The following is a 12,058-nucleotide window of genomic DNA, read 5'->3' as shown; positions in this document are numbered from 1 at the left end:
CGGCCCGGGCAGCCTTGTGTTCTCACATCGCGGACGATCGCGTCTCAAAATACGACACACCGGTGACATGCGCGCCTGTCCGTCCCTACGATCGAGGCCATGAAGCGACAGGCGGATCTCACGAAGCGGCGGGCAGTGGACCTGTGCCGCGTCTCCGCCATGCTCTGTCGCACTTTCTGAGCGGAGGCGCAGCCCTCCGCATCCCCCGCCCTGCCCAGGGCATCCGTGCGCACGCGCCGTCCGACGGCATGCACGCGCACGCCTCTCACTTGCACGCCCCGCCGTAACTGCCCCGGAGGAGAAAGAGCATGAGCCGCAGCGACGTCCTGGTCGACGCCGACTGGGTCGAGGCCAACCTCGACAACCCCAGCATCGCCATCGTCGAGGTGGACGAGGACACGTCCGCCTACGAGAAGAACCACATTCGCAACGCGATCCGGATCGACTGGACCGACGACCTCCAGGACCCGGTCCGCCGTGACTTCGTCGACCAGGAGGGCTTCGAGAAGCTCCTCTCCGCGAAGGGCATCGCCAACGACACGCTGGTGATCCTCTACGGCGGCAACAACAACTGGTTCGCGTCGTACGCCTACTGGTACTTCAAGCTGTACGGCCACGAGAACGTCAAGCTTCTCGACGGCGGCCGCAAGAAGTGGGAGCTGGACGCCCGCGAGCTGGTCGAGGACGTGCCCGAGCGTCCCACGACCGACTACAAGGCCAAGCCGCAGAACAAGGCCATCCGTGCCTTCCGCGACGACGTCGTCGCCGCGATCGGCTCGCAGAACCTGGTCGACGTCCGTTCGCCCGACGAGTTCTCCGGCAAGCTGCTGGCCCCCGCCCACCTGCCGCAGGAGCAGTCGCAGCGCCCGGGTCACGTCCCGTCCGCCCGCAACATCCCGTGGTCGAAGAACGCCAACGACGACGGCACCTTCAAGTCGGACGAGGAGCTCAAGGAGCTCTACGCCGAGGAGCAGGTCGACCTCGCCAAGGACACCATCGCGTACTGCCGCATCGGTGAGCGCTCCGCGCTGACCTGGTTCGTCCTGCACGAGCTGCTCGGTGTGGAGAACGTCAAGAACTACGACGGCTCCTGGACCGAGTACGGCTCCCTCGTGGGCGTGCCGATCGAGCTCGGCGCCAACAAGTAATCCGACCTGAACGACCTCTGGAGACAGACATGTGTGGAGCGAAGGCCGGCGGCCCGGACGCCTCGACGATCAAGCCCGGTGAAACCACGATTCAGGGTCAGGTGACCCGCGACGGGGAGCCGGTGACCGGTTACGTCCGTCTGCTGGACTCGACCGGTGAGTTCACCGCGGAGGTCCCGACGTCCGCGACGGGCCAGTTCCGCTTCTACGCGGCGGAGGGCACCTGGACCGTTCGCGCCCTCGTGCCCGGCGGCACCGCCGACCGCACGGTCGTCGCGCAGCAGGGCGGTCTCGCCGAGGTCGCGATCGCGGTCTGAGGCAGAACCCGACGGCTGAAGGGCCGCACCCCACGGGTTGGACACCGGGGGTGCGGCCCTTCGGCATGGGCGGGCCCCGGACCTACCCTGGAGCCATGTACGCACGGCGGCGACACACGTACTTCGCCATGATGGGGACCTGCATCGGCCTCTTCGTCCTGGCCTGGGGAGTCGTACGCCTCTGGTCGGTCCCCGTGGCGGTGGGCATGTGCGTGGTGGCCATGGTCATCCCCCCGGTCGCCGCCATGATCGCCAACCGCCGAGGCCCCGACGACCGCTGGTGGGACGACCCCTCCGGTGACCCGAAGTCCGACGACTGGTGGGACGAGCTGGACGGGAAGTGGCGGCGCCAGTAGGAAGAGGCGCATGTCGCCTGTGAGGCTGTCCACCGTGGTGCTCGACGCGCGGGACGCGCACGAGCTGGCCGGGTTCTACCTCCGCCTGCTCGGATACGAGGTCCGTGCCGAGGAGCCGGACTGGGTCCTCATCGGCCCGCCGCCCGGCGCCGGGGGCACAGCGCTCTCCTTCCAGGCCGAACCCGACTACGTCCCGCCCGTCTGGCCCACCCGCCGCAGGCCCGGCGAACAGCAGATGATGCTGCACCTGGACATCGAGGTCGACGACCTGGACGCCGAGACCGCGCGGGCCGTCGCCGAGGGGGCGCGGCTCGCGGAGTACCAGCCCCAGGACGACGTACGGGTGCTGTTCGACCCGTCGGGGCACCCTTTCTGCCTGTGGGTGCAGGCGTCTCAGTAGACGAGCGCCTGCGTCTCGTCCGCCAGGGCCTCCTGGACGAACACCTGGGCTCCCGCGATGCGGACGCCCTTGATGACGTCGTTCTCCGTGATGTCCCGGCGGGCCGCGCACTGGGTGCACAGGGTGATGCGGCCCGCGGTGAGGATCGAGTCGAGGAGGTCGGGGAGGGGGGCCGCGTGGGGGAGGTCGAACTCGGCGGCACGGCCCGGGAGGGCGAACCACGCGGACTCGCCGGTCAGCCACAGGGAGACGTCGACGCCGCTGGCCACGGCCACCGCCGCCACCGTGAACGCCTGCGAGCACCGCTCGGGGGCATCCGCCCCGGCCGTCACCTTGATCACGAGCTTCTTTGCCATGGCCGAATCGTAATCAACTCCGCTACAACTCGGTGCTCTGACCACGAGTCTCCTGTGAGCGCGCATACGGAATGCGCACTTCACGTTCTGTGGGGGGACGTCTTGGAAGTACCCGAAGAAGTAGCCGACGCCCCAGTCGCCCCGGTTACTCCGGTAAACCCGACGGTCGCGCCCCGGCCCCGCCGGCGCGGGCGTACCGCGCTGCTGATCGCCGGCGCCGCCGTCCTCGGCCTGGTCGCCGGCACCTGCGCCGGCTACCTCGTGCAGGCCGACCGCGAGCCGACGAAACTGCCCTCGCTCTCCCAGCCCACGCTGCCGCAGGCGAAGGGCAAGGACCCCGAGCCGCTGTCCGCCGCCCGGGACCGCCGGGTGAGGACCGACGGCGACCTGCGCAAGCTCCTGCTGAAGAAGCCGGGCGGTGCGAAGGACGCCGACTGGCTGTCCGGCGCCGACGGCTGGATGGACCTGGCCGCCTACGCCGACCTGTACAACTCGCCGGACGACATCTTCGGCGACCTCGTCGGCGACGAGTTCCGCCGCGCGGCCGTCACCGGCTGGGAGTCCGGCACGTCCACGCTGGAGATCCGGCTGATCCAGTTCCGCCAGGAGGAGGCCCCCGCGGCCGCCGACACGGTGGACGACAGCCAGTACTGGGCGGACGCCGAGGACGCCACCGAGAGCTGGACCGTCCCCGGCACCGGCAACGGCATGGCGTACGTCCACACGGAGCCCGAGCGGGAGGCCGGGTACCTGCCGCTCTACAGCGCCGAGGCCCACGCCTGGCGCGGCGACATCGTCATGGAGATCTGGATGTACGACACCAAGCCGATCTCCAAGAAGAAGATCATGGGCCTGGCCGAGCGGCAGATGGAGCGGCTGTGACCGAGAACGAGAACGAGCCGGTCCCGAGCACGCCAGACGGTGACGTCGGTCAGGTGGGGCCGGTCGAGTTCGTCGAGCCCCCGGCGCCCGCCGCGTTCGACGCCTACGGCGTTCCCGTCCCGCCGCCGCCCGGCAAAAAGCCGTTCCCGCGTGGCCGTATCGCCGCCGTGGCCGGATCCCTGGTGCTCGTCGGTGCCGTCGTCGCCGGTGTCGGCCAGACCGTCGTGACCGTGAACGACGCGGACCGCGACGCCGGTGCCCCGGTCTGGACGTTCCCGAAGACCACGGCCGAGGACGAGAAGGCGGCCACCGCCAAGGGCCTCGCCGGCGTCCTCGTGCCGTACGGCACCGACGGCTGGAGCCGCGGCCCCGACCTCGGCGAGTTCGGCTCCGACGCGGAGCTCAGCGGTGCCCAGGCGACCGCCCTGCGCAAGGAGTCGCTGAGCGACCTGCCCCGCAGCCAGCGCAGGAAGCTGGAGAAGGAGATCGACCGGCAGCGCGTCAAGGGCATGGCGATGCGCAGCTACCTCAGCTCGGACGCCAGTGCCCTCAGCGAGAACGAGGGCACCTTCGCGGTGAGCATCGTGCTGGCGCAGATGGAGAGCCGGGCGGCCGTCCGGGACATGGCCACGTTCCAGAACCGGTTCCTCGACGCCCTGGACGTCTTCCGCAAGGGCCCCGAGGTCAAGGGCCACAAGAACGCCGAGTGCTTCCTGCCGCCCGAGGACGACGACACGGACCTCGACACCATGTACTGCTCCGCCTACCAGGGCGACGTCCTGGTCACCGCCACCGCGGACGGCGTCAAGCCACTCGACACCAAGGGGGTCGCGATGCTGCTGAGCGAGCAGCTCGACCGCATAGCCGAGCCGGGGGAGGCGGTATGACCGAGCAGACGCAGACCACGGAGCAGACGGCCACGGAGCAGTCGGCCACGGAGCAGTCGGCCACGGAGCCGACGGCCGCTGAGACGGAGATCACGGAGCCGGAGATCACGGAGCCGGAGATCACGGAGCCGGTGACAACGGAACCGCAGGCAGTCCTGACTCCGCCCGCACCTTCACCTCCGCTCCCGCCCCCGCCGCTCCACGCACCCCTCGTGTCCCCCACATCCCCCGCCCCCAGGGACCGCCGAGTCCTGCGCGCCGCCCTGCGCTGGACCGCGGCCGTCGTGGTCTTCGCGGCGGTCGGGGCTTCGGCCGCGTACGGCATCACGCGGATGGAGCGGACGGACGTACCCGGCCTGGCGACGGAGTCGGACGGGCGGTGGGACTACCCGGAGCTGAAGAAGCCGCCGCTGCCGTCGGGCAGCCCGGAGCCCTTCGCCGAGGCGAACAAGGCCGGCGCGCACTACGCCGACCTGCGTGCCCTGCTGCTGCCGGCCCCCGCGGGGGCCACACAGGACAAGGCGCTGCGCGGCTCGGACGGCTGGCTGGCGACGAAGGACTTCCTGGCGGAGTACGAGCCGCAGGAGCACGGGGAGTTCCGGCAGGAGCTCGTCGACGACGGCCTGCGGCACATCGCGGCCCGCGGCTGGACCACCGAGGACGGCACGCACACGCGGATCTACCTCCTGCACTTCGACACCGCGGCCGTCGTCGACGAGGTGTTCTCCGGCGACATCGGCCCGTACAGCGGACCCGGCCGCATGGTGCGCGGCGCCGAGGACTCCGTCGCCGACGAGGACTTCCCGGAGCAGGCCCGCGTCGACGACGTCCAGCGCTCCGTGTACACGGAGACGAAGCCGTACGGCGCCGAGCAGGTCCGGCAGGCGTACCTGGCCGCCGGTGACGTCCTCGCCGTGATCATCCAGTCCCGGAAGGGCACGGCGAAGGCCGTTCCGTTCCAGCAGACGGTGACCCTGCAGAGCCAGCTTCTCGGGTGACCTCGGTGAGGGCACACCTCACGGAGAGGGCCGGGCCCCGGCCGCGTAAGCTGGGGCCCGGCTTTTGTGTACTGCCATCCCACTGTGTACTGCCATCCACGATCGTCCGAGGAGCACTCCGTGCTTGAGGTTTTCTTCGAAGCCCTGCTGGTCCTGGTCTGCGTCGGCGTGCTCGCCTTCGCCGGACTGACGGTGAAGAAGCTGTACCAGGGCCAGCGCTGACCCACGTCTAGGAACTGCTGCTCATGATCGAGATCCCGTCCGACCTCCACAAGGACCTGGTCCCCCTCGTCTTCCTGCTCGGAAACTGGGCGGGCGCGGGCGTGCACGACTTCCCCGGCTCCGAGAAGTGCAACTTCGGACAGGAGGTCACCTTCACGCACGACGGTCGGGACTTCCTGGAGTACCACTCCCACACCTGGGTGCTCGACAACGACGGCAACAAGGTCAGGCCGCTGGAGTCCGAGTCCGGCTTCTGGCGGATCGACGCCGACCGCAAGGTCGAGGTCACCATGGTCCGCGACGACGGTGTCGTCGAGGTCTGGTACGGCGATCTGGCCGCCAAGAAGCCGCAGATCGACCTGGTCACGGACGCCGTGGCCCGTACGGCAGCCTCCGGCCCCTACACCGGCGGCAAGCGGCTGTACGGCTACGTCAACAGCGACCTCATGTGGGTCGGCGAGAAGCAGACCCCCGAGGTCGAGCTGCGCCCCTACATGTCGGCCCACCTGAAGAAGGTCGTCACCCCGGAGGACGTCGAGCGCTGGGCCAAGGCCCTTCCCGACGACATGCCGGACGACGGCATCGCGTTCTTCAAGTAGACCTAGACTCTCTGGTGTGGTGAGCACCGACTGGAAGAGCGACCTCAGGCAGCGCGGCTACCGGCTGACGCCGCAGCGGCAACTCGTGCTCGAAGCCGTGGACACGCTGGAACACGCGACCCCCGACGACATCCTCATCGAGGTGAGGAAGACCGCGTCGGGGGTCAACATCTCGACCGTGTACCGGACGCTGGAGCTCCTGGAGGAGCTCGGGCTGGTCAGCCACGCCCACCTGGGGCACGGTGCGCCGACGTACCACCTCGCGGACCGGCACCACCACATCCACCTGGTCTGCCGCGACTGCACGAACGTCATCGAGGCCGACATCTCGGTGGCGGCCGAGTTCACCGCCAAGCTCCGCGAGGAGTTCGGCTTCGAGACCGACATGAAGCACTTCGCGATCTTCGGCCGGTGCAAGGACTGTTCCCGCAGGGCCGACCAGAGTTCCGCGCTCAAGGGTTCAACTACCGAGTCGTAGGCTGGTCGTATGAAGAGCCCCCTGCTGTCCCTGTCCGGCGCCGTCCCCGCCGAGGGTGTGGACGAAGGCGTCGCCGCCCACTACGGCGACCTGTTCCGCGAACAGCGCGCCCTCGCCGGCGGCACCGGATTCGTCGATCTCTCGCATCGCGGGATCGTCACCGTCACCGGTGAGGACCGGCTGAGCTGGCTGCACCTGCTGCTCACCCAGCACGTCAGCGACCTGCCCACGGGGCAGGCCACCGAGGCGCTGATCCTGTCCGCGCACGGCCACATCGAGCACGCCCTGTACCTGGTGGACGACGGCGTGACGGTCTGGGCGCACGTCGAGCCCGGCACCCAGGACGCGCTGGTCGCCTACCTGGAGTCGATGAAGTTCTTCAACCGGGTCGAGGTCGCCGACCGCACGGCCGACTTCGCGGTCGTCCACCTGCCGGCCGGTTCCATCGCCGAGGTGCCCGAGGGCGTCGTGGTCCGCGAGACGGCGTACGGCCGTGATCTGTTCCTGCCGCGCGAGGACCTGGAGTCGTACGCCGAGAAGACCGGCCCCGCGGCCGGGATCCTGGCGTACGAGGCGCTGCGCGTCGAGCAGCACCGCCCCCGCCTCGGCTTCGAGACCGACCACCGCACCATCCCGCACGAGCTGGGCTGGATCGGCACCGCGGTCCACCTCCAGAAGGGCTGCTACCGCGGTCAGGAGACCGTGGCCCGGGTGCAGAACCTCGGGAAGCCGCCGAGGAGGCTCGTCTTCCTCCACCTCGACGGCAGCGAGGTCCACCTCCCGGTCGCCGGCACGGACATCCGCCTCGCGGACGAGGGCCCCGACGGCCGCAAGATCGGCTTCATCACGACGTCCGTGCGCCACCACGAGCTGGGGCCGGTCGCGCTGGCACTGGTGAAGCGGAACGTGCCGGTGGACGCCCGGCTGACGGCCGACACGACGGCCGCCGCCCAGGAAGTCGTCGTAGAGCCTTAGGGGTCCTTTCACTCTGCCCGTGCGGGTCGCGCGGCCTGGCACCGCACCTCGCCGCGTTGCCGAAACGCCCACGTGGCTCCTCCCCCACGCTCGAACAACCTCGCGTGGGGGACCCCCATCGCGGCCGCTCCGGCGCCTTGCGATGCACGGCACCAGACCACGCGACCTGATCGGACGCTCATAGTGAAAGGACCTCTTAGCCAAGCCCTCGTTCAGATCTCGATCAGCACGGTGAACGGGCCGTCGTTCGTCAGCGACACGCGCATCTTCGCGCCGAAGCGGCCCGTCTCCACCGTCGCGCCCAGGGAACGCAGTTGGGCGACCACCTCGTCGACGAGCGGTTCGGCGACGTCGCCGGGGGCGGCCGCGTTCCAGGTGGGGCGGCGGCCCTTGCGGGCGTCGCCGTAGAGGGTGAACTGGCTGATGACGAGGAGCGGGGCGTCGAGGTCGCTGCACGACTTCTCGTCGGCCAGGATGCGGATCGACCACAGCTTGCGGGCGAGTTGGGCCGCCTTCTCCTTGGTGTCCTCGTGGGTCACGCCGACCAGGACGCACAGTCCCTCGCCGTCGATCTCCCCGACTGTTTCCGGACCGTGTTCCCCGTCCACGACGACGCTCGCGCCGTCCACTCTCTGCACCACTGCACGCATACGACCATCATGCCGGGCGGCGGGCGGTGCTCCGCACGTGCCATTTTTTGATGCCTAACCGCCCATGTGGGGCCGTTCGGGGGCACTCGGTCACATAGCGGCCACTTGGGGTGGCACGATGCTTCCACATCCGGTCGAGGGGACGGTAGAGGCACATGAGCACACCGAGTATCGGGGGGCGGCTGGGAATTCAGCGCCCGCCCGTCCAACGCATGGGCAGCCCGCTGCCCCCGGATCCGACCGAACCCCACCTGTTGCTGCTGAGCCTGCCCGAGCTGCGCACCCTGCGCCGGGACGCCCAGCGGGACGAGGCCGATCTCAGCTACGTACGGCGGCTGCTCCAGGGCCGTATCGACATCCTGCGGGCGGAACTGGCCCGGCGGTCCCCCGCGGGGGCGGCGGCCGTCGTCGACCGGCTGTCGGAGATCCTCACCGACGCGCCCGCCCGGCACCGCTCCTCCGCCCGCCATGTGACGCTGGGCACCCCGTACAGCGAGGAGTACCGGCTGCTGGCCGCGGAGATGCTCGCCGAGGTCGAGCTGTCGGACCTGGCGGCGCGGACCGACCTGGAGCTGAGCACCGCGATGGGCCGGCTGGTGCGGTACGAGCAGCAGGTGTCCCGGCGCCGGCAGCGGCTGCAGCGCACGGCCGACGACTGCAGTGCGGAGATCGCCCGCAGGTACCGTGAGGGGGAAGCGCAAGTCGACGATCTGCTCACCTGAGGCGGCGGCCGTACCGGTGATCCCGGGGCCCGCTGTCGGGGCGGGTCACCTGATCTCCGGAGGCCACCGCCGATGTCCGAGTCCCGTTCCGCTGCCCTGCCTGCCATACCGCCCGTCCTCGCCGAGGTCGTGCGCTCCGGGTTCGTCGAAGGGCGGCACCGGGGCAGTCTGGTCCTGCTGGACGCGGACGGGTCGGTGGAACTGGCGCTCGGCGACGTGACGTCCCCGGTCTTCCCGCGCTCCTCCAACAAGCCCATGCAGGCGGCGGGCGTACTGCGGGCGGGCCTGGACCTCGCGGGCGAGCGTCTGGCGCTGGCCGCGGCCAGCCACTCCGGGGAGCCCTTCCACCGCGACCTGGTCCAGAAGATGCTGGACGAGCACGGGCTGAGCGAGGCCTCGCTCCAGTGCCCGCCGGACCTGCCGCTGGACGCCAAGGAGCGGGAGACCTACCTGGCGTCCGGCGCCGTGCGCTCCCGCGTGACCATGAACTGCTCCGGCAAGCACACGGCGATGCTGGCGGTGTGCGCGCTGCGCGGCTGGCCGCTGGAGACGTATCTCGAGCCCGGTCATCCGCTGCAGCGGCTCATCCACACGGTGGTGGAGGAGGCGTCCGGCGAGGAGGTGGCCGCGGTGGGCACGGACGGCTGCGGGGCGCCCCTGATGGCGATCAGTCTCACCGGCCTGGCCCGCGCCTACCGCACCTTCGTCCTTGCCGACCCCGGCACGGCGGAACGCCGGGTCGCGGACGCCATGCGCGCCCACCCCGAGTACGTCGCCGGCACCCGCCGCCCCGACACCTGGCTGATGCGCGAGGTCCCCGGCACCCTCTCGAAGATGGGCGCGGAGGCGGTCCAGGCAGTCGCCCTGCCGGACGGACGCGCCCTCGCCTTCAAGGTGGAGGACGGTGGCGGCCGCGCCCTGAGGCCGGTACTGGGTCGGGCGCTGCACCTCATGGGCGTGGACGCGCCGGTGGTGGAGCGCATCGGGCGGGCACCGCTGGAGGGCGGGGGCCGGGTGGTGGGGGAGATCCGGGCGGCGTTCTGACGGGCGGGACGGTTGCGCCGCGGGGTTTCCCGAGGCGGGGTGTCTGCGGGCGGGGGCTTCCTGGGTGGAGTTTCCGCGGGCCTTCCCAGGGCGGGCGGCTGGGCCGGGCCTCCCCGGCCGAGTTCCGCGGGGCTTCCCAGGCGGGCGGGCGAATCTTCCCAGACGGAGTCTGCGCACGCGGAGTCTCCCTGGGCATCTCTCCGGCCCAAGTCTTCCCAGGCGTAGCGCGTAGCCTCCCCGGCCGGGGTATTCAGGGCGAGGGTCCGCGGGTGGGGTTTGCTGGGCCGGGGGCCTGCGGGCGGAGTCTGCGCACGCGGAGTCTCCCTGGGCATCTCCCTGGCCCAAGTCTTCCCAGGCGTAGCCTCCCCGGCCGGGGTATTCAGGGCGAGGGTCCGCGGGTGGGGTTTGCTGTGCCGGGGGCCTGCGGGCGGAGTCTGCGCACGCGGAGTCTCCCTGGGCATCTCTCCGGCCCAAGTCTTCCCAGGCGTAGCGCGTAGCCTCCCCGGCCGGGGTATTCAGGGCGAGGGTCCGCGGGTGGGGTTTGCTGGGCCGGGGGCCTGCGGGCGGAGTCTTCGCAGGTGGATGCTCCCCAGGCGGAGCCTTTTAGGGCGCAACTCCCCAGGGGCTTTCCCAGAGAGTCTTCCCTTCCCAGGGGGCTTCCGAGGTGGCCAGGAAATTCCGAGACACCTCACAGGCGGGCGCCTACCGTGACTGCATGAGCAGCCCGCACTCCGCCATCGACGTCCGGCCCATCACCGAGTCCGAGTTCCCCGACTGGATCCGCGCGGTGAACACCGGCTTCCTGCGCGAGCCCATCCCCTCCGAGTCCGAGCTCGAAGCCCGTCGGGCCCAGTTCGAGAGTGGCGACGCCGGGCGCTACCTCGGCGCCTTCGACAACGGCCGGTGCGTCGCCACTTTCAAGTCCTTCCCCCAGGAACTCACGGCCGTCGGCGGCGCGGCCGTCCCCGCCAACGCCGTCACCGGCGTCACGGTCACTGCCACCCACCGCCGCCGCGGCCTGCTCACCCGCCTGATGGCGCACGACCTGGCGGCCGCGAAGGAGCGCGGTGACGTCGTCGCCACTCTGATCGCCGCCGAGTACCAGATCTACGGCCGCTACGGCTTCGGCCCCGCCACCTGGATGACCGAGTGGACGGTCGACGTCCCGCGCACCGGCCTGGACCCCCGCCGCTCCGGCAGCCCTGAGGACGGCGGCCGTATCGACCTCGTGGACGGCGAGGACGTCCGCAAGCTCGGTCCCGACCTCCACGAGCGGGTACGCCGCGCCCAGCCCGGCGCCGTCAGCCGAGACGAGATGTGGTGGCGGGTCAACACCGGTGTCGTCCGGTTCGAGCCGTCCTGGCGGGAGCCGCACTACGCGGTGTACCGCTCGGCGCACGGCGAGGTGGAGGGCCTTGTCTCGTACGCGGCCGACGACAACTGGCACGGCAAGCTGCCGCACGACACGGTGTCCGTGCAGTGGCTGCTCGCGGCGACCCCGGCCGCCGAGCGCGCCCTGTGGCGCTACCTCTGCTCGATCGACTGGGTCACGAAGGTGAAGAGCGGCTGGCGGGCCCCCGACGACCTGCTCCCGTTCGTCCTGCCGAACCCGAGGGCGGCCACGGCCACCACGCAGGGCGACTGGCTGTGGGTGCGGATCCTGGACGTCGTACGGGCGCTGGAGGCGCGGACGTACGAGGGGGAGGGTTCGCTCGTGCTCGAGGTGGTCGACGGTGACGGGCTGACCGGCGGGCGCTACCGGCTGGACGCGTCGGAGGCGGGCGCCTCCTGTACGCCGACGCGGCAGGACGTCGACCTCACGCTCGACGTCGGCGACCTGGCGGCGCTGTGGCTGGGCGACGAGTCCGCGGTGCGGCTGGCGGCGCTGGGCCGGGTCCGGGAAGGACGAGCGGGCGCCGGCCGGTCGGCCGACGCCCTGCTGCGTACGTCCAGGCGCCCTTGGTGCCCGGACATGTTCTGAGACCTCCCTTCTGCCGGCGACAGCGCTGATTGCTGCGTGCTGC

At 70.8% G+C, this 12,058-nt stretch carries 16 protein-coding genes; 14 read left to right on the top strand and 2 right to left on the bottom strand.

All coding sequences use genetic code 11. The annotated features are described in order from the left end of the window. The first annotated feature begins 99 nt into the window (after positions 1 to 99). The 5 genes from KUM49_RS50675 (at position 100) to KUM49_RS13500 (ending at position 2,221) form a co-directional block, all read left to right on the top strand. A complete protein-coding gene (locus KUM49_RS50675) occupies positions 100 to 180 on the top strand; it encodes a putative leader peptide (protein ID WP_373464534.1) in 81 nt (26 codons plus the stop codon). 128 nt (positions 181 to 308) lie between these two features. Continuing rightward, positions 309 to 1,148 carry a sulfurtransferase gene (locus KUM49_RS13515; protein WP_217237035.1) on the top strand — a complete coding sequence of 280 codons (840 nt, stop codon included), beginning with the start codon at positions 309 to 311 and terminating at the stop codon, positions 1,146 to 1,148. Positions 1,149 to 1,177: 29 nt separating this feature from the next. Beyond that, the gene (locus KUM49_RS13510) at positions 1,178 to 1,465 is read left to right on the top strand and encodes a DUF1416 domain-containing protein (protein WP_004986406.1); all 288 of its coding nucleotides are present in this window, start codon (positions 1,178 to 1,180) and stop codon (positions 1,463 to 1,465) included. Between the two features lie 95 nt (positions 1,466 to 1,560). Next, positions 1,561 to 1,821 carry a DUF3099 domain-containing protein gene (locus KUM49_RS13505; RefSeq protein WP_217237034.1) on the top strand — a complete coding sequence of 87 codons (261 nt, stop codon included), beginning with the start codon at positions 1,561 to 1,563 and terminating at the stop codon, positions 1,819 to 1,821. A gap of 10 nt (positions 1,822 to 1,831) precedes the next feature. After that, on the top strand, positions 1,832 to 2,221 hold the full coding sequence (locus KUM49_RS13500; RefSeq protein WP_217237033.1) for a VOC family protein: 390 nt from the start codon (positions 1,832 to 1,834) through the stop codon (positions 2,219 to 2,221). Here KUM49_RS13500 and KUM49_RS13495 read toward each other — a convergent pair. Further along, complete coding sequence (locus KUM49_RS13495) at positions 2,215 to 2,577, bottom strand: DsrE family protein (protein ID WP_217237032.1); 363 nt, start codon at positions 2,575 to 2,577, stop codon at positions 2,215 to 2,217. The two genes, KUM49_RS13500 and KUM49_RS13495, sit on opposite strands and share 7 nt — an antisense overlap. Positions 2,578 to 2,679: 102 nt before the next feature. On the opposite strand from KUM49_RS13495, the gene KUM49_RS13490 reads away from it, so the two are divergent. From KUM49_RS13490 to KUM49_RS13465, 6 genes are all read left to right on the top strand, one after another. Continuing rightward, the gene (locus KUM49_RS13490; protein WP_254401161.1) at positions 2,680 to 3,459 is read left to right on the top strand and encodes a hypothetical protein; all 780 of its coding nucleotides are present in this window, start codon (positions 2,680 to 2,682) and stop codon (positions 3,457 to 3,459) included. Then, complete coding sequence (locus tag KUM49_RS13485) at positions 3,456 to 4,346, top strand: hypothetical protein (RefSeq protein WP_308406620.1); 891 nt, start codon at positions 3,456 to 3,458, stop codon at positions 4,344 to 4,346. The genes KUM49_RS13490 and KUM49_RS13485 overlap by 4 nt, the downstream gene beginning before the upstream one ends. Then, positions 4,343 to 5,344 carry a hypothetical protein gene (locus KUM49_RS13480; RefSeq protein WP_254401160.1) on the top strand — a complete coding sequence of 334 codons (1,002 nt, stop codon included), beginning with the start codon at positions 4,343 to 4,345 and terminating at the stop codon, positions 5,342 to 5,344. Before KUM49_RS13485 ends, KUM49_RS13480 begins: the two co-directional genes overlap by 4 nt. 245 nt (positions 5,345 to 5,589) lie before the next feature. Then, entirely contained in the window at positions 5,590 to 6,165 is a 576-nt protein-coding gene (locus tag KUM49_RS13475; RefSeq protein WP_217237030.1) for an FABP family protein, read from the top strand. 16 nt (positions 6,166 to 6,181) lie between these two features. After that, complete coding sequence (locus KUM49_RS13470) at positions 6,182 to 6,643, top strand: Fur family transcriptional regulator (protein ID WP_217237029.1); 462 nt, start codon at positions 6,182 to 6,184, stop codon at positions 6,641 to 6,643. Positions 6,644 to 6,652: 9 nt separating this feature from the next. Then, complete coding sequence (locus KUM49_RS13465) at positions 6,653 to 7,618, top strand: folate-binding protein YgfZ (RefSeq protein WP_217237028.1); 966 nt, start codon at positions 6,653 to 6,655, stop codon at positions 7,616 to 7,618. A 212-nt stretch (positions 7,619 to 7,830) separates the two neighbouring features. Here the strand turns inward: KUM49_RS13465 and dtd are convergent, their stop codons facing one another. Continuing rightward, the gene (gene dtd / locus KUM49_RS13460) at positions 7,831 to 8,268 is read right to left on the bottom strand and encodes a D-aminoacyl-tRNA deacylase (RefSeq protein WP_217237027.1); all 438 of its coding nucleotides are present in this window, start codon (positions 8,266 to 8,268) and stop codon (positions 7,831 to 7,833) included. Positions 8,269 to 8,423: 155 nt separating this feature from the next. Here dtd and KUM49_RS13455 point away from each other — a divergent pair, with 155 nt between their 5' ends. The 3 genes from KUM49_RS13455 to KUM49_RS13445 all read left to right on the top strand — a co-directional run bounded on the left by KUM49_RS13455 (position 8,424) and on the right by KUM49_RS13445 (position 12,015). After that, positions 8,424 to 8,990: an aerial mycelium formation protein gene (locus tag KUM49_RS13455; RefSeq protein WP_217237026.1), complete on the top strand. Its 567-nt coding sequence runs from the start codon at positions 8,424 to 8,426 to the stop codon at positions 8,988 to 8,990. Between the two features lie 72 nt (positions 8,991 to 9,062). Further along, positions 9,063 to 10,034, top strand: coding sequence for an asparaginase (locus KUM49_RS13450; protein ID WP_217237025.1), 972 nt, complete (start codon positions 9,063 to 9,065; stop codon positions 10,032 to 10,034). Between the two features lie 715 nt (positions 10,035 to 10,749). Further along, a complete protein-coding gene (locus tag KUM49_RS13445) occupies positions 10,750 to 12,015 on the top strand; it encodes a GNAT family N-acetyltransferase (RefSeq protein WP_217237024.1) in 1,266 nt (421 codons plus the stop codon). The last annotated feature ends 43 nt before the right edge of the window (positions 12,016 to 12,058 follow it).

Source organism: Streptomyces sp. AC555_RSS877 (assembly GCF_019049245.1).
Classification (GTDB): Bacteria; Actinomycetota; Actinomycetes; order Streptomycetales; family Streptomycetaceae; genus Streptomyces.
The sequence above is the reverse complement of the archived record's forward strand: the minus strand, read 5'-3'. Positions and strand labels throughout refer to the sequence as shown.